The sequence below is a fragment of the Thermus brockianus genome (assembly GCF_021462505.1).
In the GTDB taxonomy this organism is placed as follows: domain Bacteria; phylum Deinococcota; class Deinococci; order Deinococcales; family Thermaceae; genus Thermus; species Thermus hydrothermalis.
Genome location: NZ_JAKEDV010000003.1, coordinates 215,464 through 235,591, shown reverse-complemented (window position 1 = coordinate 235,591; position 20,128 = coordinate 215,464). Strand labels below are relative to the sequence as shown.

The window sequence follows — 20,128 nt, the reverse complement described above, 5'->3', positions numbered from 1 at the left end:
CCCTTAGTGTGGGGGCACCGCCTCGCAACCACTTGCCCAGCCCGGGACATCTGTCCTAAGAGAAGAGGCCTACCCTGAAGGCGATGCGGCCTCTAGTCCGGCTTAGGCTCACCGCCGAAGGGTTGGCCGAGGTCCTGGAGGCGGACCCCTCCTTGGGCCTGGAAGGCCGAGGCCCCTGCGCCGAGCTGGTGCAGGGCCAAGATCCCTTTGGCCGCCCCTTGTGCGCCCGTTGCCCGGTGCAGCGGGAGCTGAAACGGGGCGCTTACCGGGCCAGCACCCCTCTTCTCCTCAAGGGGAAGCGGTTTCGCTGCCAGGGCTACCGGGAAAACGGCGGGTACCTGGTGGAGCTCTACCCCGAGCGGGCTGAACCCCCGGATCTACTCCTGGAGCTTTCCCGGCTCACCCAGCACCTCCTGCGTCACCCGGAAGCCTTCCCCAACGCCTTGGAAAGCTTCCTAGGCGTCTTGCGCCAGGGGTTGGGCATGGACGCCGCCGAGCTCTTCCTCGCCGACCCCGAGGGACACCACCTGATCCTCACCGCTTATGAGGGGCTACACCGGGAAGCGTTTTTGGAGAAACCATGGTTTCACCTGGGCGAGGGATACCCGGGAATCGTGGCCCTCCATCGGGAACCCCTCTTCACCCACACTCTGCAGCAAGACCCCCGGTACCTGCGGCAAAAGGTGAAGCAGCTGGGCTACCAGACCTACATCTGCTACCCCCTGGAGCTTCCCCACGGCCTCATCGGCGTGCTCAACCTAGCGGCGCGGAACCCGGAACTGGACCACCAGGAGGCCCTCGAGGCCCTTTCCCGCATTGCTCCTCTTTTCGCCAGCACCCTCTACACCCTCCTCACCCGCCTGGGCGAGGTGGGGCTTTTGGCCCTAGGGGAACGCCTCTACCGGGGGGAGGTTGCTGAGGCCCGGCACACCTTCCTCCAGGCGCTCAAACGGCTCGCCCAGGCCACCGGGGTAAGGCTGGTGACCCCCGGCGGCGAGCGGATGGAGCTGGGGCTCGTCCCCCCGTGCGCCATGCGGGACTGCCCCGCCTGGCGGGGGGAGGTGGTGGGCCTGAAAAACGGCCTTCCCCACTGCCCCGAAGCGGAAGGGGGGCCCAGGATCTGCTTGCCCCTTTGGGCCAAGGGGCAAGTGGTGGCCGTGGGCACCTTGTTTCACGCCCGTCCGCCCAAGCCCCCCACCGGCCCTGCCGCTCCCGCCTTGTGGTTTTCCCGGCTCGCTACCCTCCTCCTCTTTCCTCAAAACGGGGCGCGGGAGCTTGACCTGGAGGTCTACGCCCTGGGAGGCTTCCGCCTCTACTTCCGCGGCAAGGAGCTCTCCCCCAAGGACTTTGGCCGCACCGGGGCTTACCGCCTCTTCAAGTTCCTTTTGGCCAACAAGGACCGGGCCCTCTACGTGGATGACCTGGCCGAAGCCTTCTTCCCCGAGTTGGAGCCCGAGCGGGCCCGGCAGGAAGTTTACGCCCTCGTTTACCATCTGCGCAAGGCCTTGCCCGGCATCGTGGAGCGGGAGGGGGAGTATTACCGCCTGCGCCTCCCGGAGCGGCGCTTCCTGGACTTTGAGCGTTTTGAGGAGCTCATGCGTAAAGCGGACCTAGAGGATGGGCTTTCCGCCTTCAAAACCCTCCGCCAGGCCCTGGAGCTTTACAAAGGCCCCCTATTCGGCGACGACCCCTACGGGGAGTGGGCGGAGGCGGAACGGACTTACCTCCAAGAAAGGGCCCTTTCCGGCCTGCTGCGCCTAGGGGACCTGGCCGAGGCCCTAGGCTACAGGGAAGTGGCCAAGGAAGCTTACGCCCGCGCCTTAAAGTTGGAGCCCTTCCTTCAGGAAGCCAAAAGGCGCCTCGATGCCCTGAAGGGGTGAAGCATGGACCTCTCCCAAGTACCCCTCTTCCGCGAGCTGGACCCCAAGGACCTGGAAGCCCTGGCCCGGGAAGCCCGACCCCGCCCCCTGCGAAAGGGGGAGGTGCTCTTTCTGGAGGGGGAGCCCGTCCGGGCCCTCTTTGTGGTGCAAAAGGGGCTCATCAAGGTCTACAAGCTAGACCCCGAGGGCAGGAAGCAGGTGGTCCTCCACGTGGAGGGGCCCGCTCGAGTCCTGGCCGAGGTGGCCCTTTTCCTGGAACGGCCCACCTACCCCGCCAGCGCCGAGGCCCTGGAAGAAAGCCAGGTCCTGGCCATCCCCAAGGAGGCCTTCTTCCGCCTGGTGGAGGAAAGACCCCCCCTGGCCCGGGCCCTGATCCGCTACCTGGCCCGCCGGCAAGGCCAGCTCCTCCACCTCCTGGACCGCCTGGTCTTCCACGAGGTGCGGGAGAGGCTCTGCGAGTTTTTGCTGGAGGAGTTGCGGGCAAAGGGCCAGGGCTTCCCCTTGCCCACCAACCCCGAGCTCGCCGCCCTTTTGGGCACCGTGCCCGAGGCGGTTTCCCGCAACCTGGGGGAGCTTTACCGGCGGGGGCTGATCCGCCTTTCCGGCCGGAAGGTGGAAATCCCTAACCCCAAGGCGCTAGAGGAGGAGATCTCGTGAGAGCGATGATCGCTTTTAACCTAAGAAATCCGAGTGAAATACTTGACTTTTGCCCCGAACCTACCCTAGCCTCAGGAGCAGGAGGTGCCCCCATGTATCCCCTTTCCCAGCTTTCTCCCGGCCGACGCGCCCGCGTGCTCCAGGTGGCACCTGAGCGCCGCCGCCTCCTCGCCCTAGGTCTCCGTCCCGGAGCCCTCGTGGAGGTCCTGCTCCAGGCCCCCCTAGGCGACCCCCTGGAGGTACGGGCGGGGGAGGCCTTCTTGCTCCTGCGCAAAGAAGAGGCGCAAGCGGTGATGGTGGAGGCCTTAGAAGAAGCATGAGTTGCCCCCGGTGCGCACCCCAGGCTCCCTTGGCCCTAAAGGCGGAGGAAAGGTGGGCCTTGGTGGGCAACCCCAACACCGGCAAGTCCTCCCTCATCAACGCCTTGGCGGGGGCGGGCCTCGAGGTGGGCAACTGGTCCGGGACCACTTTAGAGCGCCTTTCCGCCCACCTGTCCGTGGGCGAGGCCCGGGTGGAGCTCGTGGACCTGCCCGGCACCTACAGCCTCCTCCCTACCTCCCCGGAGGAGGCCCTTGTCCTCAAAGAACTCCTGCAAAACCCCCCGGACCGGATCCTGAACGTCCTTGATGCGGGCAACCTGGAACGCAACCTGGTCCTCACCCTGGAGCTCATGGAACTCGGCCTGCCCATGGCCTTGGTGGTGAACCTCCTGGACGAGGCCGAGGCCAAGGGGCTTCGGGTGGACCTGGCGGCCCTGGCCGAGGCCCTGGGCCTGCCCGCGGCCGGCGCCATAGCCGCCCGGGGCCAGGTAGAGGGGGTTTTGGAGGCGGCGCTAGGGGCCCTGGCGCCCGAACCCCCCGTGCGCTACCCCTCCCCCCTCGAGGAGGCCTTGGCCGCCCTGGAACCGTCCTGCCCCAACCGGGGGCTGGCCCTTCTCGCCCTTTTGGGGGAGGCGGTGCCGCTACCCGAACCCCTCCTTAGGGCAGCCCAGGAGGAGCGGGAAAAGCTCCTACGCAAGGGGCACGACCCCTACCTGTTGGCCTTGGAAGGACGCTACCAGAAGGCCAAGGAAGTGTACGAAAAGGCGGTCCAGCGCCACGGCACCCCTTCCCCCCTCACCGAGCGCCTGGACCGTCTGGTCCTCCATCCCCTTTTGGGCCTACCCCTTTTCCTCCTCGCCCTTTTTCTCGCCTTCCGCTTCACCTTCGCCCTTTCTAGCCCCTGGGTGGACCTCATCGGCCAGGTGCAGGAGGTGCTCGCGGGATGGATTGCCGCCTCACCCCTGCCGCCCCTTTTCCGCTCCTTCTTGGCGGAGGGCGTGGTGGCGGGGCTGGGCACGGTGTTGGCCTTTACCCCGGTGCTCTTCCTCCTCTACCTGGCCCTGGCTTTTTTGGAAACTTCCGGGTTCCTCGCCCGCATGGCCTTCGTGGCCGACCGGGTCATGCAGTGGGCGGGACTTCCCGGAAAGGCCTTCATCCCCTTGGTCCTGGGGTTTGGCTGCAACGTGCCCGCCGTCTACGCCACCCGGGCCCTCGCCCACCCCCTAGACCGCCTGCGGGTGGCCTTGGCCATCCCCTTCCTGGCTTGCGGGGCCAGGCTTCCCGTCTTCACCCTCTTTGCCTTCGTCTTCTTCCCGAAAAACGCCCCCCTGGTGGTGCTTGGCCTCTACCTCCTGGGGCTTCTCGTGGGGCTCGCCACCGCTTTGCTCCTTGGGCGCCTCTTCCAAGCCGGGCGGGGCGAGGGGGCCATGGAGCTTCCCCCCTACCGCTTCCCGCCTCTAAAGCTCCTCCTCCGCCTCTCCTTGGCCCGCACGGGAAGCTTCGTGCGGGGGGCCGGGGGGCCCATCCTGGTGGCCGTCCTCCTCATCTGGGCCCTCCTCCACGTGCCCTTGGGGGCAACCAGCCCCTACGCCCTTCTGGCCCAGGCGCTGACCCCCCTCTTTGAACCCCTGGGCGTGGGGGACTGGCGGCTCGTGGGGGCCCTCATCCCGGGCTTTGTGGCCAAGGAGGTGGTGGTGGGGGCCTTGGGGGTGAGCTTCCTGGGCGAAGCGGGCCTGGCCCCCTTGAGCCTCCTCGAGGGCCTGCGTACCCTAGGCGAAGCCTTCGGCCACGCCCTGGCGGGCACCCTGCAAGGCCTCCTTTCCCTGGTGGCCCCCGTGAGCTTTTCCTTGGCCCTCGAGCCCACCCCCTTGCAGGCCGCCCTGAAGGGCGCCGTGGCCCCCATGGGGGCCCTGGCCTACCTGGTCTTCGTCCTCCTCTACACCCCTTGCGTGGCCACCCTGGCCGCCTTGCGCCAGGTGGTGGGGACGCGCTGGGCCACTTCGTCCGTGGCCTACCAGCTCCTCCTGGCCTACGCCCTAGCCTTCCTCGCCGGACACCTCCCCCTTAAGCCATGACCCAGAAGGCCCTAGACCTCCTCAAAACGCCCAAGACCGCATCCCAACTGGCCCGGGAGCTGGGCCTCACCCCGGAGGCGGCAAGGCTTCTCCTCCACCAGCTTGCCCGGCGGGGTTACGCCAAACCCCTCCCCTGCGGCACCGCCTGCGGGGCTTGCGCCTTCCGGGGCGTGTGCCAAGAACCCGGGGAGGTCTACTGGTGGCGTACCTAACCCTGGGGTTCCAGAACGTGCACGTTGGGCAGGGTCTGGGCCCAGAGCCGGTTCTTCTCCACGTAGTCCCGCCACTTCTCGGGCACGTCCTCCTCGGGGTAGATGGCGTTCACCGGGCAGGCGGGCACGCAGGCCCCGCAGTCAATGCACTCCTCCGGGTGGATGTAAAGCTGCTCCCCGGCATCGTAGATGCACTCCACCGGGCAGACCTCCTGGCAGGACCGGTCCTTCACGCCGATACAAGGCTCGCAGATCACGTGGGGCATAGGCCACCTCCCAAGGCCCACTCTGGCGAAAGGCCCCAGGGGGGGTCCATGACCCAGATCAAGCCCCTTTGGGCATCGCTACCGGGAACCCTGGGGGCTTTGGCCTACGCTAAGGGCATGCTCCGTAAACCCTTACCCACGTGTACCCTCTCCACCCCCCAGGGGGAAAAGGTCTACCTCCCCGACCTCAAGGGCCGGCCCTGCGTCCTCGTGCGGGACGAAACCCTGGCCCAGGCCCTCGCCCTCCGGGAGGGGGAACTCCAGGCCCTGGGGGCCCAGGCCTTTCTCCTCGCCCAAGAACCCTCCCCAAGCCCCCTTCCCCTCCTCCTGGACCCCAAGGGCACCCTTCTCCAAACCCTCCCCCCCAGCGCGGTGGCCATCACGGATGCCTACCTGGAGGTGTACCACCTGGGCCCGGTGGCGGATGTTGAAGAAATTTTCAATTGGCTCCGCTTCGTAGAGATGCAGTGTCCGGAGTGTGTGATGCCGGAGGCGGAATGGACCTAAAGGTCAAGCGGGTCTACCGCCCTCCCGGCACCGGAAGACGAGCTTAGGGTTTTGGCGGGCCGTCTATGGCCTCTCCCAGGAGGGGCCCGGGTGGACGGTGGGCCAAGGGGTTCGCCCCCTCCGGTGCCCGACGCCGTGGGTTCGCCCACAAGCCGGCCAAGTACCCTCTCTCCTTGCCCGTCACCGGGCGGAACCTGCGGGAAACCCTAGCGAAGCTGAAGGCTTTAGCCCCAAAAGGCCGGGGCACCCTGCGCTTCTGCGCCCAGGGGAGGCGGTACAAAAACGCCGCTCAAGGGGAGCCTCGAGGGCCCCTGGCCCAAGGCTTGACAGGCCCCAAGGGGAGGCCATATTATTTAGGAATCCTAAGGAGGTAGGTATGAACCGGTCACGTCTGCGGTTTTTCCTCCTCGCGGCCTCGGCGGTAGGACTCCTGGCCTTGGGCCAAGGGGACTTCCCCTACCCAGAGGGTTTCCGGCTTTGGCCCCACGTGAAGAGCATGGAGCTCAAGCCAGGGCATCCCTTGTACGAGAGCTTTGGCGGCCTGCACCACATCTATGTGAACCCCACGGGGCTTCCCACCTACCAGGCGGGGAAAAGGTCCCCCTTCCCCAAGGGAACGGTCATCGTCTTTGACCTCCTGGAAGCCAAAAGCGAGGGGAACGCCTTGGTGGAAGGCCCGAGGAAGCTCATCGGGATGATGGTCAAAGACCCCGAGCGCTATGCGGAAACGGGAGGCTGGGGCTACTACGCCTTCGGGCCCGACAAGCGGCCCTTGGCCATTGACCCCAAGGCCTGCCACGCCTGCCACCAAGGGGCGGCCAACACCGATTACGTCTTCAGCGAGTTCCGGCCCTAAGCTTAGGGGGTGGAAGACCGGGTAGAAAAGCTCCTCGCCCTTCTAGAACGCTTGGCCCAGGCGGAAAGGGCGCTCCTCACCCGGGAGGCCCACCCCCTGGGCCTTACGGCCACCCAGGCCCAACTCCTCCTCCACCTCACCGAGCGCCCCCACGGGGTGGTGGACCTCGCCCACCTCCTGGCCCTCACCCCGGCCACGGTGAGCGAGGCCTTGGCCACGTTGGAGCGGAAAGGGCTTCTGGTGCGGGAAAAAGACCCTAAAGACGGGCGCCGCTTCCGCCTCGCCCCCACGGCGGCGGGAAGGCGCCTGGCCGAGGCCCTAAAGGGCTATGCCCAACCCTTGCGGAAGGCCCTCGAGGGGGTAGACGCCGAAAGCCTCCTCTTCCCCCTCATGGGGGTCCTCGAGGGGCTCGTGCGCCAAGGGGTGATGGCCGATACCGGCCTCTGCCTCACCTGCCGCCACCTGCGGCGGGAAGGAGGGTTTTACTGCGCCCTCCTCCACCTCCCCCTGGCCCCAGAGGACCTGCGCCTGGCCTGCCCGGACCACGCCTTGGGCTAAGGCTTCTAGCGGGAAGGCCTCCCCTTGAGCACCTCCTGCGGGGAAAGGCGCTTGGCTCGGGCCTCCTGAACCTCGGCCAGGGTGAAGGGCTTAGGGTTCTTGTTCCCAAAGCTTTGGCCCAGGTAGTTGAGTAGCTGAAGGATTTCCTCATCCTTTAGCTGGGCCAAGGCCGGCATGAGGCCGTTATAGGTCACGTTGCCCACCTTAAGGGGTCCCTGGAGGCCGAAGGCCACGACCTGAACCAGGTAGGAGCGTCCCCGTGGGTCCTTGAAGAAAGGCTCCAGGCCCGTGAGGGGCGGGAACGCCCCCGCTACCCCCTGCCCGGCGGGTTGATGGCAACCGGCGCAGTATTGGGCGTAAAGCCGGCTTCCATCCTGTGCCCATACGCCGCCTAGAAAAAGCCCTACAGCCGTCAACACCAATGCCTTTTTCATGCCTGCCTCCCTTCCCAACGGAAACCCTTACCCACTTGCGCCAACCAAGCCGGGGGAACATAGACGCAACGGGGATCGCTCCCGAGGTAATCCCCGGTTTCCGCAAAGGCGCGGGCCCGGCTACCCCCGCACACATAGCGGTACTCGCACACCCCGCACTTGCCCTTCAGGAGATCCTTGTTACGGAGCTGGCGAAAGAGTGGGCTTTCCCGGTAAATCTCCAGAAGGCGCTTTTCGCGCACGTTACCCGCATACACCGGCAAAAAGCCCGAAGGGGCAACATCCCCGGTGGCAGAGACGAAAACGAAGCCGTTGCCGTCCGTAACCCCCAGGCGGGAATGCTCCATACCATCTTGGAAATATTCCCGGTAAAGGCTCTCCCCTGCGGCCAAGGCCCGGTCCGGCCTTCCTTCCGCCTTCCGCCTTTGCAGGACCACCCGGCGGAAGTGGTGGGCCTCCGTGGTCTTCACGTGGAAGGGGTACGTTTGGGAGACCTCGTAAAGCCAGTGGAGGACCTCCTCAAACTGCCGGGCGGAAAGTTGCCTAAGCACCGCTCCCCGGCCCACCGGTACCAAGAAGAACAGGCTCCAAAGCACCACGCCCTTCTCCGCCAGAAGAGGGGGAAGGGCTTGGATTTCCGGCCAGTTGTCTCGGGTCACGGTGGTGTTCACCTGGGTGGGAAGCCCCGCCTCCTTGGCCCAGTCCAGGGCCTCGAGGGTCCGGGCAAAGGTCCCCCTCTCCCCCCGGAAGGCGTCGTGGGTCTCCGGCGCCGCCCCGTCCAAGGAAAGGGCGAGCCGGGTAACCCCCGCCTCCTTGAGCCGGAAAACCATCTCTCGGTTCAGGAGCGGGGTGGCCGCAGGGGTGAGCCCTACCTTGAGCCCCAGCTCCCTGGCCCGTTCCACCAGGAGAAAGAGGTCGCTTCGGGCCAGGGGATCCCCCCCGGTAAGAAGGAGGAGGGGCTTGGGCCGGTAGGTGGCCACCTCCTCCAAAAGCCTTAGGCCCTCTTGGGTGGAAAGCTCGCCGGGAAGCGGGTGGGGCATGGCCGAGGCCCGGCAGTGCCGGCACGCCAGCATGCAGGCGTTGGTCACCTCCCAAGCGACCAAGTAGGGGTACTGGGTAAAATCAGGGTGTTCCATCGTTCCAAGCTTTTGCCGAAAGCACGGTAAGCGTCCATGACCCGGGTCATGGGGGAGGGTCTCCCCTCCCCCAAACCCGCTAGTAGATGTCGTAGGCGGTGTTGTAGACGTTGAACTTGCCCGTAGGAGTCCGCACCCAGTCCCCGGTGATGCGGGCCTTCTCCTTAAGGGTCAAGGCATCGTAGACCACGATGAAGGTGGGCGTGTCCTTGGCCCCCCAGGCAGAGACCCAGATCTCCGTTCCCCCCTTGTTGAACTCGGGGTGCACCATCCGGGCCTTAAGCTCCTGGGCTCCGGGCACCTCCCAGCACTTCACCACCTCCAGCTTGCGCTTGTCTATGGCACAAAGGCTGGCTGCAGCCTGGGGGCTTGGGCTCATGGGGAAGTCCACGATGACCCACGGGCTATTGGGGTGGGCCTTGATGAACAGGGTGCCGGAGTAGGGAAGTTGGATTCGCTTCACCACCTTCCAGGCGTATTGGGGGTGTTGCTCGGGATCCACGCCCACCACCGTCACCTCGGGGCTGCCGATGTTGCCTGTGGCCCAGACGGGCCCGTAGGTGGGGTGGGTCCAGTTGGAGCCACGGCCCGGGTGGGGTCTTACCCCCGCTTCCACCTCGGCCAGGAACGCCCGGGTTTTGGTGTCAATGACGATAAGCTTGTTTACTGCATTGGCCGCCACGATAAAGTAGCGCTTTAGCGCCCACCCACCATCGTGCAGGAAGCGTTCGGTGTCTATCATCGTGATGGGTAGCGGGCGGCCCGGCTTATGGAGCTCGGCGTAGTTTACCAGCCAGGTTTGCCCCGACTCCTTTAGGTTGACGATCCACTCAGGGTTGTGCTGGCTGGCCACGATGGCGGCCACCCTAGCCTCTTGGACAAACTCCCCTGCCCCCTTGACATAGGACATGGTGGAAACCATCTTCAGGGGCTCGAGGGTAAGACCATCCAGAATGACCATGGCGGGTGGCCAGTAGCATCCCACCACGGCATACCTGTCCTCGTAGCCCTTGAACTTGCTGGACTCTATGGAGCGGGCGTCCACACAGGGCTTGGCCTCCGCCACCACCTGGGGCGGGTTCATCCAAAGGTCAATCAGGCTGGCCTTGCCATCCCGGCCTATTGCCATGAAGTAGCGCCCCGTGGCCGAGGAGCGGAGAATGTGGGTGGCGAACCCCGTAGGCACGATGGTTACGAGCTCCTTCTTGTCCCCGTCAACGATGGCCACCTGACCCGTGTCCCGCAACACCTGGCCAAAGAAGTTCTGCCAGTTACGGTTATGGAGCGGGCGGTTGGGACGCTTCTCCGGGGGCACGTAGACCTTCCAGGTCTTCTTGACCTCCTCAAAGCTCGGAATCGGGGGCGCTGGGGGTTCTTCTAGGAGAAAGCGGGCCACCAGCTCGGTGTCCTTCTCGCTCAGAATGCCTTGCCGCCCCCAGTCGGGCATGCCCCCAGGGAGCCCCCCAAAGATCACCGCCTTCAGGTACTCTAGGCCCCGCTCCGCCATCCGCCTAGGCTCCAGGGCAGGCCCCGTTGCCCCCTTGCGCAAAACCCCGTGGCAACCGGCGCAACGGTCAAAGTAGATCTGCGAAGCCCGCTCCCGCTCCACTGGACCCAAGGTTCCCGGAGCCTGGGCCAAAGCCAAGGCCGCCACCAAAACCGCACCCCACAGGCCCATCGCCTTTTTCATGGCACACCTCTGCTAACTAGGATACCCATATCCGAGTAGTACAGATGTCCTAGGGCAAAGGTCCCTGGAAAACCTAGCTACAAAAGATCCCCGACGCATAGCTTCCAAGAAAGAAGCCCCCGGAGGGTAGCCTCCGGGGGACCTAACCTTTGGCTAGTGCTGGTGTTGCGAGGTTTCAGCCCGCTGCGCGGGTTCGTACACCCGGATGATCCCCTTCATGTAGGGGTGGATGCTGCAGATGTAGGTGTACTCTCCGGGCTGGGTAAAGGTAATGCGGTACCGCTCCCCGTGACCCAGCTTGGGGGTAACAAAGGGCTCGGGCCCTTGAACGTTGATGACCACGGCGTCGTGCCGTCCCGTGCGCTCTCCTTCCAAGAGGTCAAAGACGTCCTCGTTGACGAACTCCACCGTGGTTCCCACGGGGATTTCCAAGATCTTGGGATAGAAGGAGTTGCCTACCATCTGTACCCGCACGGGCAAGGGATCCAGGGCCTTTGCCCCCACGGTCACGGGTTGGGCCAAGGCGGGGTCCAGGGGCAAGCGAACCGTGTGCTCGTGGTCAGGGGTTCCCAGACCGTAGGGGTCCAGCACCCGCTTCGCGTCCGCAGGGATGGCGGTGAGGGCCTTCGGCCCCTCCGCCGGCACCGTGCGCACCCGCGGGGCGTCCTTCTTGGCCCGCAATATTCCCACTGCTCCCTTGATGGCGGTATTGAAGACGTGGGTTACCAGGGTATAGTCCCCTTCCACCGGAGGCACCCGCCACTCAATAACCCAGGAGTCCGAAGGACCCGCCAGCACGGTCTGGCTGCCTTTCATGACGTTGTCTGGGTTGCCCTGGTAGTAGATGTACTCCCAAACGCCCCCCACCACGTGGAAGGTGCTGGTGAGGCTGGGACCGGCGTTAAGGAAGTAGATGCGCACGTAGTCGCCCGGCCGCACGGGAATGGGCTCGTTAACGTAGCGGAAGTTGTACCCGTTGAAAACCACATAGGTGGCCTTGCCATCAAAGAAGTCCCTTCCCGAAGCGTACCACTCGCTCTGGACAATGTAGAGCTTGAGGTCAGGCGGGCGTTTTAGTTCGGCCTCGAGGCGGTACTTCTTCTTCGGCTCCACCACAATCATGCCGTGCTGGCCACCCATGGTATGGGCCATAATCCCGTGCCCACCCGGGGCGCAGTGGTACATGAAGACCCCCGGGAAGTCAGCGGTGAAACGAAAGACCCGCTCCTCCCCCGGCTGGACGTTGCCCAGGAATTTGGAGGTCTGAGTGTTAGCGGCGTGGATGGAGAGCCCGTGGGCTACGCTATCCACGTTCTTGAGAACTATCTCCACAGTATCGCCCTCTTCCACCACCAGCATGGGCCCTGGGCTCATGCCGTTAAAGGAAAACCCCTTTACGTAAACCCCCTCGTCCACGGGGAACACGCTGCTTTGCGCCGTCAGCTCAAAACGTTTGACCGCTGCTAAGGCAGGCACCCCAAGGGCCACAGCCGCCACCAACAGGAACCTTGCACCTTTCATCGTTCACCTCCGGTAGGCCCTAACTCGGACCTACTCATCCGTGTTTTAGCACCCACCCCCAAGGACAGGTGTCCTTGTGGCAGATGTCCCGATCTAGCCCTCATCCTGGGACAGGGTTAGGCCTTGACATAACCCAAGGCCAAACCCCACAGCGCAGGCATAGACTACGAGCTATGCGGCTCGTTTATCTCCTACTCGGCCTACTCTTCACCGGGTTAGGGTTTTTGGGAACCGTGCTTCCCGTCCTCCCCGCCACCCCGCTGTTCCTGGTCGCCGTTTATCTCTTTTCCCGCAGCCACCCTGGCTTGGAACGCTGGCTGCTCTCCTTGCCCAGGATCGGCCCTCTGCTCCAGAACTACCGGGAAGGCCGCGGCATACCCCTCCGCACCAAACGCTTAGCCAGCGGCCTAGCCTTGGCAGCGGCGCTTTTCGGCACCCTTAGCCTCCCCCACCCTTGGGTCCGGATCCTCGTGCTCCTCCTCATTGCCTATGGGATCTACTTCCTCTGGTGGCGGATCCCCACCCTAGCGCCGCAAGAAGATCCAAAACACCAATAGCTCCCATAGGGCCAAAAACCCGCCCAAGGGGTCCCAGGCCGCCCGTCCTCCCCATGCGAGGCCGTAAGGGGTGGGAAGGGGCAGACCAAGGAGCCTCGAGGCCAAGTAGAAGGCCGCAAGGCTTAGGGCCAAAAGCCCTGAAGAGGCCCGGAGCAAGGTTCCCACACCCCCCTTCAAAGCCTCCGGAAGAACCAAGCTGAGGAAAAGAAGGGTATAGCCTAGCCCCCCCTGAAGGATTAACCCCCACAACAACACGCTCTCGTAAAAAAAGGCTTCCGCCGCTCCCCCATATGCCCTTTGTCCCAGGCTTGCCAACAGGTCCCCACAGAACCCTTTCCAGCCCAATCCCGCACCCAGACTCTGTAGGTGAGCCGGCAGGAGGGCCATCAGGGAAGGAAGCCACAAGGGCATAGGCCAAGTTTAGGGGAGCCGCCCAGGGACTTTTGTACTTGACACCCTTCCGGCCTTCCATAAAACTCGGATGTGTAGGTCGTAGTTAAAGGAGGTGGCACATGCCCGAAAAGGAACACTGGCTCTTGGACAACCCCTGGCTCCTCCTCGGCATCCACGTGGTCCTCTTTGTCGGCCTCTACCTCGTGTGGGGTTGGCTGGACATCAGCCGTATCCCCAAGCCTTAAGGAGGTCCCTATGGCCCTTTATCCTCCCAAGGACTGGCACAATGAACCCGTTACTCCCGAAGAGCGGACCTGGTTGACCCTGGCGGCCCTCTTCGCCATCGTTTTCTTATCCGCCTTCATGGGCATATGGCACCTTACAGGCCGCCAAACCACCCATGGCGAGGCGTACCGGGTGGACCCCCAGGCCTATCGGCAAAAGGTCTTGGAGTTCACCGAGCAGCACCGCGTGGGAGAGCTGAACGGGATCCCCGTGGTGGCTCCACCCCCTGGCGACATTTACCTTATGGCTCAAGCCTTCAGCTGGTACCCTGTCCTAAAGCTTGAAGAAGGGGAAACCTACAGGCTCCATGTGGGCTCTGTGGACTTCCCCCACGGCTTTAGCCTTTACCCCCACGAGTGGAGCCTCCAGCTTTACCCGGGCTATGAGTGGGTGTATACCTTTAAACCCACCGAGGCCGGCGAATACACCCTCGTCTGCAACGACTACTGCGGCTTGGGACACCACACCATGCTGGGAAGAATCCTGGTGGAGAAGTCAAGGAGGTGAAGCATGGCCCTGCCTCTAGAACGCACCTGCCCTGCCACAGGGCTTAAGCTCTTTGGCGTTGCCGAAACCCTGGTTCGGTGGAACGCTGTGGCCGCTGTGGTCTTCCTGCTTCTGGGTTTTCTCTGGGTAATTCCCACCACCTTGAACCGGGTTCTTGGACCCGAAGTGGTTCCCCCCAACCTGTACTATCAGGCCACCTTCCTGCACGGCTGGAACATGCTCATTTTCTGGATCCTCTTCTTTGAGGTGGCCCTCCTCTACTTCGCTGCGTCCGCCATCCTCAAAACGCCCCTAGCCCTGCCCCAGCTGGCATGGGGAGGGTTCGGGCTCATGCTAGGCGGGGCGGTCCTCATCAACTACCTGGGCATGGCCCAGCCCCTTTCGTTCCTGCCCTTTACCCCCTACGTGCCCCTAAAGGCCCCTTCTCTTTTCTACCTAGCGGTCCTTCTCTTCGCCGTGGGTGCCATCTTGGCCGTCCTCGTTTTCTTCCTCACCCTCCACCGCGCCTGGAAGACAAAGGCCTACGGCCCCTCCATGCCCCTGGCCGCCTTCGGGGCGCTCACCGCCGCTATCCTGGCCACCACCACCCTCCTCTCGGGGGCGATCGCTTTCATCCCCGCTTTTCTCTGGTCCTTAGGCCTCCTACCGAGCCTAGATCCCTTGTGGTGGCGGCATACCTACTGGGGTTTCGGCCACGGAGCCCAACAGGTCAACCTTGCCGCCATGGTCACCGCGTGGTACCTCCTGGCCCTCTTCACCGTGGGGGGCACAACTCCGAGCGAAAGGTTATCCCGCATCGCATTTCTGCTTTACCTGCTAGGGATTAACCTGGGCTCGGCTCACCACCTCCTCACCGAACCGACAGGAGCGCTCTCCAGCGCTTGGACCTGGGTGAACACCGGCTACCTCATCCACGTGGCCGTCCTGGGAAGCCTGATTCATGCCTTTTCCGTGCCCGCCGCCATTGAACGTGGGTTACGTATAAAGGGGTTTTCCCAAGGGCTTTTCACCTGGCTCCTTCGCGCCCCCTGGGGGAATCCCGGGTTCTCCGCCCTTTTCCTTTCCGTACTCCTCTTTGGCCTGCTGGGCGGCGTAAGCGGCGTAACCATGGGTTCTTACGACATGAACCTGAAGTGGCACAATACCCTGGCCGTGGTGGGCCACTTCAAGGGAACTGTGGTGGTGGGGACAAGCCTCGCCTTTATGGGGCTAACCTACTACCTCCTTCCCCTTCTTTTCCGCCGGAAAGTGGTCTTGCCGCGCCTGGCCGCCTGGCAACCTTGGCTCTTTGGCCTAGGCATGGCTTTGCTCTCCCTAGCGATGATGCGCCTTGGCGTGGTCTATGGCCTCCCCCGGCGGTTCGGAGACACCTTCCAGTTCGGGGGAAGCCCCTTCGGCTTCGCTTACCCCCCGGAAGCTTCCACCCTGCTTGTTGCCATGGGCGTTGGCGGTGCGCTCTCCTTGGCAGGGGGCCTGCTTTTTGTCCTACTGGTGGTAGGCTCGCTCCTTTGGGGTAAACGGCTAAGCGATGAGGAGATTCGCCTCACCTACGCCGTGCGCTCTGAGGAGGGCTCCGTCACCCCCAAAGGCGTTTACCTGCTCGCCCTGCTCTTCCTGGCCTTTTTCCTCTTGTACTATCTTTACAATCACTACTTCCTTTCCCAAGCGTGGCCCATCGGCGTTCGGTAGAACCCTTCCTTCCCGGCCCCCGGGGGAATCCCGGGGGTTTACCATAGGGGCATGCCCGTGCGCAGCCTCCTTCGGCGGGAAGAGTCCTATGCCCTCCATGCCCTCCTCCTTTTGGCGGAGGAACCTGGGCTCTCCGCAATGGAGATCGCCCAAAAACTCAAAGCCCCACCCGCCTTCATGGCCAAGGTGCTTTCCAAGCTGGCCAAGGCGGGGCTGGTGGAAAGCCGGATGGGACGTGCGGGAGGGGTGTGGCTCAAAGGTGCCCCTGAAGAGATTAGCCTCCTCAAGGTCATGGAGACCCTCTCCGGCCCAGTAGCCCTGGACCTTTGCGCCACCCTAAAACGATGTCCAACAGAGGAAAGGCGGGGCGTCTGCTACCTCAAGCCCAACCTGGTACGCATGAACCTGGAAATCCGGAAGGCCCTAGGGAGCCTCACCCTTAAAGATCTCCTTCCGGAAAAGGTTTAACCTAGGTCATGGCCCCTCCTCCACTTAGCCCCCTAGGCTAAAGGCATGGAAGGGATCGCCCTCACGACCCCGGTCAACGAGATCTTGCGGCGTTACCCAGAAGCCGTGCGGCTTCTGAACGAGCTCGGCGTGGACACCTGCTGCGGCGGGGCCGAGCCCTTGGAGGAAGCGGCCAGGCAGGCAGGGCAGGACCCCATAGAGGTCCTGAACGCCTTAGCCCACTTCCTGCAAAAGGAGGCGCGCCAATGAACCTCCTAGAAAATGCCCGCTTCGGAACGGTGCGGGGCGTGGAAGTCCTGGCCGACTACCCCGAGGTGCGCCTGGTCCTCTTCAGCCTGCAGAACGGCCAAGAGGTGAGGGGGAAGGGGGAGCCTCGAGTCCACCTCCTCTGCTTGGAAGGAGAGGGCACCCTCTTCGCCGGGGAACGGGAGGTTCTAGCCCGGCCAGGTACGCTCCTTGACGCCTCCCCAGGCGAGCCCCACGGGGCGCGGGCCGCCCAGGGGCGGTTTTTGGTACTCGGCATCATCACCCCCCGCCCATGATCCCCGCAAGCCGCCTCGCCCTGACCAGCGCCCTCCTGTGGTTCATGGCCGCCAACCTCCTTGGCCTCCTGATGGGGCTTGGCATGCTGCCACCCACCTGGAAACCTGCCCACGCCCATATGCAACTTCTGGGCTTCGTGGGCCTCATGATCTACGGCGTGGCCTACCACGCCCTGCCCCGGTTCCGGGGCGTGGTCTTCCGGCGGCCCGGACTCGCCCTCGTCCAGGTGGGTCTCGCCAACCTAGGGCTTCTGGGCATGGCCTTGGGTTGGGGGCTTGGCTGGGGCCCAACCCTTTGGGGGGTCTTCGCCGGGCTTTCTGCCCTGGCTGGGCTTCTTTTCGCCCTGTTGATGCTGGAGGTGCTGTGGGGCTAAGGGACCTTTGCCCCCGCACCCTTCCCCTACCCTGGAGGCGAGGATGCGTACCACAAGCGTTCCCCTAAGGTCGGTGGCCCTGCCTGCGGAGCACGGGGGCTGGGGCTTTACCCTGGAGCCGGTTTTCCTGGGCCTTCTCCTCTCCCCTGGACCCCACACCCTGGGGCTCCTCCTCCTCGGCCTTTTCGGCTTTTTGGCCCGGCACCCGCTGAAGCTCGCTTACCAGGACCTGCGGAAGGGCAAGCGCTACCCCCGCACGGAGCTGGCCCTTAGGGTGGGGGGCTTCTACATTCTCCTAGCCCTTTCGGGCCTCCTCCTCGCCGCCCGCACCGCCCAAGGTCCCTTCCTCCTTCCCCTCCTCCTGGCCCTCCCCCTTGCCGCCTACGTGGCCTACGCCGACGCCAAAAACCGGTCCCGGGAGCTTTTCCCAGAGCTGGCGGCGGCCCTCTTCATGGCCGCTTTGGCCCCGGCGGGGGTGCTTGCGGGGAGCCTCGAGGCGGAGGTGGCCCTGGGAAGCTTCCTCGCCCTAGCCCTAAGGGACGTGGCCGCCCTCTACTACGCCCGCACCCAGGTGCTGAGGGCCCGGGGCGCCTCTCCCAAGCGCTACCCCACCCTCCTCGCCCTTTTCCTGTCAGCGGCCCTAGCCCTCTTCCTCGCCCAGGAAGGTCTTCTCCCCCACGCTGTCTTCTTTGGGCTCCTCGCCCTCGCCCTTTACGGGGGCTACGCCCTCTTCCGCCCCCCGGTGCCGGCCCGGGTCATCGGTTGGACCCAGATGGGGTTTGGCCTTCTCCTGGTCCTCCTCACCACCCTTGGCTACACCCAGATGGGGCTTCCCACCACCCTTTTGAGGGTGCCAAGCCTCCACCGGCTTCTGGGGTGGGCCCTGGTGGGGCTCGCCTTCGCCCTGAGCCTTTGGCTTCTCCTCCGCAAGGAGGTGCCCCGGGCGGCCCGGCTTGCCCTGGGCCTTTACGACCTGAACGCCCTCCTCGGCCTCCTTTACCTGGCCCTGGGGGGGCCGCTATCCCCGCACCCCTTCCTGGCCTTCCTCGGGGTGGCCCTGGCCCACACCTTGCTCCGGCGACCCCCTCCTTGGCCGGCGGTGGGGTTTTTCCTCCTCGGGCTTCTCCTCCTTGGACACGGATAGTGGCCTTGCGTACCCTGGCCCTTTGGGCTTTGGGGAAGAATAGGGGCATGCGCAAAGCGTGGGGCCTACTCCTCCTCCTGCCCCTGGCCCTGGCCTTTCTCTCCCTCTTCCTCCACCTCCTCACGCCCCCTCGCCCGTGGGCCGAGCCCATCCAGGCACCCCCCGAGACCCTCCAGGCCGTCTACGCCGAGGCCCACACCGCCGCCTTGCGCATAGAAGGCCCCGAGGGGAGCCGGGGCACGGGCTTCTTCTACGCCCAAGGCCTCGTCCTCACCGCCTACCACGTGGTGGCGGAAGGAGGGCCTTACACCCTGGTCCTCGCTACTGGCGCCCGGGCCCCGGCACGGCTTTTGGGCTTCGCCGAGCCCTTGGACCTGGCGGTGCTCGCCACGGAAGGGGAAGCGCCCAGGACGCTTCCCCTGGAAACGGAAAGGCGGCCCCGGGTGGGGGAGGCCGTGCTCCACATCGGCAACGGCCGGGGCCAGTTCATCGCCCCCCGGTACGGGCGGGTGACCCGCCTCGAGGTGAGCCCTTCTCCCTTCCTCCCCCAAGGCCTCGTGGAAACCTCCCTCCCCCTCGCCCCCGGGGACTCGGGCGGGCCCGTGTTGGACGCTAGCGGCAAGGTCCTGGGGATAGCGGTGGCCATCGGCCAGACGGAGGAGGGGTTCCGGAGCTTCTACACGCCCCTTTTGGGGCGGCAAGGGGTACTCTCCGCATTGGAGGGGGGAGAAAGGCGCTACTGGCCCTACCTGGGCCTACGGGGGCCTAGGGCCCTCACCCCGGACCTCGCCCAGCAGCTCGGGCTTCCCCCGGGCGGGGTGCTGGTGGGCGAGGTGGTGCCGGGTGGGGCCGCCCACCGGGCGGGGCTTAGGGGGCTAGAGTCGGGGGGCGTCCCCGACGTGATCCTGGAGGTGGACGGCACCCCGGTGAACTCCTTTGAGGACCTCCTCCGGGAGGTGCGCAAGCGGGAGGTGGGGGAAAGGGTGCGCCTCACCGTGCGAAGGGGAGGCGAGGTCTTCCAGGTGGAAGCCCTCCTCGCCCCTTTCCCGGGGCGCTAGCCCGCAAGCTCCCGGTACGCAAGCACCCCCGGCATCCCCTCCGCCAGGAGGACCGCCCGGGCGATGGCCCGGGCTAAAGCGTCGGCGGCGTAGGCCCCAAGGCGCAAGAGCCCCAGGGGGCCCACCCCTTTGCCGTCCCCCAGGGCCAGGGCAAAGACCACATCCCCGTCCAAGGGGGTGTGGGCGGGGCGGATGGCCCGGGCCAAGCCGTCCTGGGCCATGATGGCAAGCCGCCTGGCCTCCGCCTTGGTGAGGGGGGCGTCCGTGGCCACCACCGCCAGGGTGGTGTTCTGGCCGAGAAGGAGGGGGAAGCGGTAGTCCTCGGGAAAGCCCCGGTAGCGGGAAAGGTCCGGCAAAAGGGCCCACTCCCCCTCGGCCAGGAAGGGCTCGGCGTAAAGCCTCCCCGTGGAGGGGTCAAAGGGGCGGCCCAGGCTGTTCACCGCCGCCAGGGCCACCACCCTAAAGCCCTCTTCCAGGCGGTAGCCCGCAAGGCCAAAGCCCCCCTTGACCCCGCCCGCCACCGCCCCCGTGCCCGCCCCCACGCTCCCCTCGGCCACCTCCTCCCCTGCGGCCAAGGCGGCCCCATACCCCGCCTCCCGCGAGGGGGGCCGGAAGACCTCCCCCCGGCCGAGATCGTAGAGCACGGCGGCGGGGACGATGGGCACCACGCCCCCAGGGGTGGGAAACCCCTTCCCCCGTTCCCGGAGGTAGGCCATAACCCCCTCCGCCGCCCCTAAGCCAAAGGCGCTTCCCCCCGTGAGGAGGACGGCCTGCACCCTCTCCACGGTGTTCTCGGGGAGGAGGAGGTCCGTCTCCCGCGTGCCCGGGGCCGCCCCCCGCACGTCCGCCGCCGCCACCGCCCCCTCCTCCACCAGGACCACGGTGCACCCGGTGCGGGCCTTGGGGTCGGTGAAGTGCCCCACCCTAACCCCGGGGAAAAGCGCCTCCTTGCCCCACAAGGCTTCCGCCATAGGGCCAGTATGGGGTAGGCTTAGGGGC

The 20,128-nt window shown here is 65.3% G+C and carries 25 protein-coding genes; 18 read left to right on the top strand and 7 right to left on the bottom strand.

Going from position 1 to position 20,128, the window contains the following annotated elements; translation table 11 throughout:
* Positions 1 to 83: 83 nt before the first annotated feature.
* The 5 genes from LXN00_RS05290 to LXN00_RS05270 all read left to right on the top strand — a co-directional run bounded on the left by LXN00_RS05290 (position 84) and on the right by LXN00_RS05270 (position 5,144).
* Positions 84 to 1,880 carry a GAF domain-containing protein gene (locus tag LXN00_RS05290; RefSeq protein WP_234505824.1) on the top strand — a complete coding sequence of 599 codons (1,797 nt, stop codon included), beginning with the start codon at positions 84 to 86 and terminating at the stop codon, positions 1,878 to 1,880.
* A gap of 3 nt (positions 1,881 to 1,883) precedes the next feature.
* The gene (locus tag LXN00_RS05285) at positions 1,884 to 2,537 is read left to right on the top strand and encodes a Crp/Fnr family transcriptional regulator (RefSeq protein WP_234505821.1); all 654 of its coding nucleotides are present in this window, start codon (positions 1,884 to 1,886) and stop codon (positions 2,535 to 2,537) included.
* A gap of 92 nt (positions 2,538 to 2,629) precedes the next feature.
* Complete coding sequence (locus LXN00_RS05280; RefSeq protein ID WP_234505818.1) at positions 2,630 to 2,857, top strand: FeoA family protein; 228 nt, start codon at positions 2,630 to 2,632, stop codon at positions 2,855 to 2,857.
* Entirely contained in the window at positions 2,854 to 4,932 is a 2,079-nt protein-coding gene (feoB, locus tag LXN00_RS05275; protein ID WP_234505815.1) for a ferrous iron transport protein B, read from the top strand. The genes LXN00_RS05280 and feoB overlap by 4 nt, the downstream gene beginning before the upstream one ends.
* Positions 4,929 to 5,144 (top strand): hypothetical protein, encoded by a 216-nt coding sequence (locus LXN00_RS05270; protein ID WP_234505812.1) that lies wholly within the window; start codon positions 4,929 to 4,931, stop codon positions 5,142 to 5,144. The genes feoB and LXN00_RS05270 overlap by 4 nt, the downstream gene beginning before the upstream one ends.
* Here the strand turns inward: LXN00_RS05270 and LXN00_RS05265 are convergent.
* Positions 5,141 to 5,410: an indolepyruvate ferredoxin oxidoreductase subunit alpha gene (locus LXN00_RS05265; RefSeq protein ID WP_234505810.1), complete on the bottom strand. Its 270-nt coding sequence runs from the start codon at positions 5,408 to 5,410 to the stop codon at positions 5,141 to 5,143. The two genes, LXN00_RS05270 and LXN00_RS05265, sit on opposite strands and share 4 nt — an antisense overlap.
* Before the next feature lie 117 nt (positions 5,411 to 5,527).
* Between LXN00_RS05265 and LXN00_RS05260 the strand changes: the two genes are divergently transcribed.
* The 3 genes from LXN00_RS05260 to LXN00_RS05250 all read left to right on the top strand — a co-directional run bounded on the left by LXN00_RS05260 (position 5,528) and on the right by LXN00_RS05250 (position 7,331).
* Positions 5,528 to 5,917 (top strand): hypothetical protein, encoded by a 390-nt coding sequence (locus LXN00_RS05260; protein ID WP_234506140.1) that lies wholly within the window; start codon positions 5,528 to 5,530, stop codon positions 5,915 to 5,917.
* 376 nt (positions 5,918 to 6,293) lie between these two features.
* Positions 6,294 to 6,773, top strand: a complete 480-nt coding sequence (locus tag LXN00_RS05255) for a cytochrome P460 family protein (protein ID WP_234505806.1) — start codon at positions 6,294 to 6,296, stop codon at positions 6,771 to 6,773.
* A gap of 9 nt (positions 6,774 to 6,782) precedes the next feature.
* On the top strand, positions 6,783 to 7,331 hold the full coding sequence (locus LXN00_RS05250) for a MarR family winged helix-turn-helix transcriptional regulator (protein ID WP_234505804.1): 549 nt from the start codon (positions 6,783 to 6,785) through the stop codon (positions 7,329 to 7,331).
* Positions 7,332 to 7,336: 5 nt separating this feature from the next.
* On the opposite strand, the gene LXN00_RS05245 is transcribed toward LXN00_RS05250, so the two are convergent.
* The 4 genes from LXN00_RS05245 to LXN00_RS05230 all read right to left on the bottom strand — a co-directional run bounded on the left by LXN00_RS05245 (position 7,337) and on the right by LXN00_RS05230 (position 12,112).
* Positions 7,337 to 7,765, bottom strand: coding sequence for a c-type cytochrome (locus tag LXN00_RS05245; RefSeq protein WP_234505801.1), 429 nt, complete (start codon positions 7,763 to 7,765; stop codon positions 7,337 to 7,339).
* Positions 7,762 to 8,901, bottom strand: a complete 1,140-nt coding sequence (locus tag LXN00_RS05240; RefSeq protein WP_234505797.1) for a TIGR04053 family radical SAM/SPASM domain-containing protein — start codon at positions 8,899 to 8,901, stop codon at positions 7,762 to 7,764. The genes LXN00_RS05245 and LXN00_RS05240 overlap by 4 nt, the downstream gene beginning before the upstream one ends.
* 79 nt (positions 8,902 to 8,980) lie before the next feature.
* Positions 8,981 to 10,591 carry a nitrite reductase gene (locus tag LXN00_RS05235; protein ID WP_234505794.1) on the bottom strand — a complete coding sequence of 537 codons (1,611 nt, stop codon included), beginning with the start codon at positions 10,589 to 10,591 and terminating at the stop codon, positions 8,981 to 8,983.
* Between the two features lie 153 nt (positions 10,592 to 10,744).
* Complete coding sequence (locus tag LXN00_RS05230) at positions 10,745 to 12,112, bottom strand: multicopper oxidase domain-containing protein (protein ID WP_234505791.1); 1,368 nt, start codon at positions 12,110 to 12,112, stop codon at positions 10,745 to 10,747.
* A 173-nt stretch (positions 12,113 to 12,285) separates the two neighbouring features.
* Here LXN00_RS05230 and LXN00_RS05225 point away from each other — a divergent pair, with 173 nt between their 5' ends.
* Entirely contained in the window at positions 12,286 to 12,669 is a 384-nt protein-coding gene (locus tag LXN00_RS05225; RefSeq protein WP_234505789.1) for a YbaN family protein, read from the top strand.
* On the opposite strand, the gene LXN00_RS05220 is transcribed toward LXN00_RS05225, so the two are convergent.
* A complete protein-coding gene (locus tag LXN00_RS05220) occupies positions 12,637 to 12,834 on the bottom strand; it encodes a hypothetical protein (protein WP_234505786.1) in 198 nt (65 codons plus the stop codon). The genes LXN00_RS05225 and LXN00_RS05220 overlap by 33 nt on opposite strands.
* 347 nt (positions 12,835 to 13,181) lie before the next feature.
* Here LXN00_RS05220 and LXN00_RS12630 point away from each other — a divergent pair, with 347 nt between their 5' ends.
* The 9 genes from LXN00_RS12630 to LXN00_RS05180 are packed head-to-tail and all read left to right on the top strand — an operon-like array spanning position 13,182 to position 19,129.
* On the top strand, positions 13,182 to 13,307 hold the full coding sequence (locus tag LXN00_RS12630) for a hypothetical protein (RefSeq protein WP_267962622.1): 126 nt from the start codon (positions 13,182 to 13,184) through the stop codon (positions 13,305 to 13,307).
* 10 nt (positions 13,308 to 13,317) lie between these two features.
* Positions 13,318 to 13,854: a hypothetical protein gene (locus tag LXN00_RS05215; protein ID WP_234505783.1), complete on the top strand. Its 537-nt coding sequence runs from the start codon at positions 13,318 to 13,320 to the stop codon at positions 13,852 to 13,854.
* Positions 13,855 to 13,857: 3 nt separating this feature from the next.
* The gene (locus tag LXN00_RS05210) at positions 13,858 to 15,543 is read left to right on the top strand and encodes a cbb3-type cytochrome c oxidase subunit I (RefSeq protein ID WP_234505780.1); all 1,686 of its coding nucleotides are present in this window, start codon (positions 13,858 to 13,860) and stop codon (positions 15,541 to 15,543) included.
* Positions 15,544 to 15,594: 51 nt separating this feature from the next.
* Complete coding sequence (locus LXN00_RS05205) at positions 15,595 to 16,011, top strand: RrF2 family transcriptional regulator (protein ID WP_234505778.1); 417 nt, start codon at positions 15,595 to 15,597, stop codon at positions 16,009 to 16,011.
* A 45-nt stretch (positions 16,012 to 16,056) separates the two neighbouring features.
* Positions 16,057 to 16,260 (top strand): DUF542 domain-containing protein, encoded by a 204-nt coding sequence (locus LXN00_RS05200; protein ID WP_234505776.1) that lies wholly within the window; start codon positions 16,057 to 16,059, stop codon positions 16,258 to 16,260.
* A complete protein-coding gene (locus LXN00_RS05195; protein WP_234505773.1) occupies positions 16,257 to 16,553 on the top strand; it encodes an AraC family ligand binding domain-containing protein in 297 nt (98 codons plus the stop codon). The genes LXN00_RS05200 and LXN00_RS05195 overlap by 4 nt, the downstream gene beginning before the upstream one ends.
* Positions 16,550 to 16,927 carry a hypothetical protein gene (locus LXN00_RS05190; protein ID WP_234505770.1) on the top strand — a complete coding sequence of 126 codons (378 nt, stop codon included), beginning with the start codon at positions 16,550 to 16,552 and terminating at the stop codon, positions 16,925 to 16,927. Before LXN00_RS05195 ends, LXN00_RS05190 begins: the two co-directional genes overlap by 4 nt.
* Positions 16,928 to 16,970: 43 nt before the next feature.
* Positions 16,971 to 18,071: a YwiC-like family protein gene (locus tag LXN00_RS05185; protein WP_234505767.1), complete on the top strand. Its 1,101-nt coding sequence runs from the start codon at positions 16,971 to 16,973 to the stop codon at positions 18,069 to 18,071.
* 47 nt (positions 18,072 to 18,118) lie between these two features.
* Entirely contained in the window at positions 18,119 to 19,129 is a 1,011-nt protein-coding gene (locus LXN00_RS05180; protein ID WP_234505764.1) for a S1C family serine protease, read from the top strand.
* Here LXN00_RS05180 and LXN00_RS05175 read toward each other — a convergent pair.
* A complete protein-coding gene (locus LXN00_RS05175) occupies positions 19,126 to 20,100 on the bottom strand; it encodes a P1 family peptidase (RefSeq protein ID WP_234505762.1) in 975 nt (324 codons plus the stop codon). The two genes, LXN00_RS05180 and LXN00_RS05175, sit on opposite strands and share 4 nt — an antisense overlap.
* Positions 20,101 to 20,128: the final 28 nt, after the last annotated feature.

Coding starts and splice junctions, on each gene's coding strand:
- LXN00_RS05290 (WP_234505824.1), top strand. CDS start 84: ATGCGGCCTCTAGTCCGGCTTAGGCTCACCGCCGAAGGGTTGGCCGAG.
- LXN00_RS05285 (WP_234505821.1), top strand. CDS start 1,884: ATGGACCTCTCCCAAGTACCCCTCTTCCGCGAGCTGGACCCCAAGGAC.
- LXN00_RS05280 (WP_234505818.1), top strand. CDS start 2,630: ATGTATCCCCTTTCCCAGCTTTCTCCCGGCCGACGCGCCCGCGTGCTC.
- feoB (WP_234505815.1), top strand. CDS start 2,854: ATGAGTTGCCCCCGGTGCGCACCCCAGGCTCCCTTGGCCCTAAAGGCG.
- LXN00_RS05270 (WP_234505812.1), top strand. CDS start 4,929: ATGACCCAGAAGGCCCTAGACCTCCTCAAAACGCCCAAGACCGCATCC.
- LXN00_RS05265 (WP_234505810.1), bottom strand. CDS start 5,410: ATGCCCCACGTGATCTGCGAGCCTTGTATCGGCGTGAAGGACCGGTCC.
- LXN00_RS05260 (WP_234506140.1), top strand. CDS start 5,528: ATGCTCCGTAAACCCTTACCCACGTGTACCCTCTCCACCCCCCAGGGG.
- LXN00_RS05255 (WP_234505806.1), top strand. CDS start 6,294: ATGAACCGGTCACGTCTGCGGTTTTTCCTCCTCGCGGCCTCGGCGGTA.
- LXN00_RS05245 (WP_234505801.1), bottom strand. CDS start 7,765: ATGAAAAAGGCATTGGTGTTGACGGCTGTAGGGCTTTTTCTAGGCGGC.
- LXN00_RS05240 (WP_234505797.1), bottom strand. CDS start 8,901: ATGGAACACCCTGATTTTACCCAGTACCCCTACTTGGTCGCTTGGGAG.
- LXN00_RS05235 (WP_234505794.1), bottom strand. CDS start 10,591: ATGAAAAAGGCGATGGGCCTGTGGGGTGCGGTTTTGGTGGCGGCCTTG.
- LXN00_RS05230 (WP_234505791.1), bottom strand. CDS start 12,112: ATGAAAGGTGCAAGGTTCCTGTTGGTGGCGGCTGTGGCCCTTGGGGTG.
- LXN00_RS05225 (WP_234505789.1), top strand. CDS start 12,286: ATGCGGCTCGTTTATCTCCTACTCGGCCTACTCTTCACCGGGTTAGGG.
- LXN00_RS12630 (WP_267962622.1), top strand. CDS start 13,182: ATGCCCGAAAAGGAACACTGGCTCTTGGACAACCCCTGGCTCCTCCTC.
- LXN00_RS05215 (WP_234505783.1), top strand. CDS start 13,318: ATGGCCCTTTATCCTCCCAAGGACTGGCACAATGAACCCGTTACTCCC.
- LXN00_RS05210 (WP_234505780.1), top strand. CDS start 13,858: ATGGCCCTGCCTCTAGAACGCACCTGCCCTGCCACAGGGCTTAAGCTC.
- LXN00_RS05205 (WP_234505778.1), top strand. CDS start 15,595: ATGCCCGTGCGCAGCCTCCTTCGGCGGGAAGAGTCCTATGCCCTCCAT.
- LXN00_RS05200 (WP_234505776.1), top strand. CDS start 16,057: ATGGAAGGGATCGCCCTCACGACCCCGGTCAACGAGATCTTGCGGCGT.
- LXN00_RS05195 (WP_234505773.1), top strand. CDS start 16,257: ATGAACCTCCTAGAAAATGCCCGCTTCGGAACGGTGCGGGGCGTGGAA.
- LXN00_RS05190 (WP_234505770.1), top strand. CDS start 16,550: ATGATCCCCGCAAGCCGCCTCGCCCTGACCAGCGCCCTCCTGTGGTTC.
- LXN00_RS05185 (WP_234505767.1), top strand. CDS start 16,971: ATGCGTACCACAAGCGTTCCCCTAAGGTCGGTGGCCCTGCCTGCGGAG.
- LXN00_RS05180 (WP_234505764.1), top strand. CDS start 18,119: ATGCGCAAAGCGTGGGGCCTACTCCTCCTCCTGCCCCTGGCCCTGGCC.
- LXN00_RS05175 (WP_234505762.1), bottom strand. CDS start 20,100: ATGGCGGAAGCCTTGTGGGGCAAGGAGGCGCTTTTCCCCGGGGTTAGG.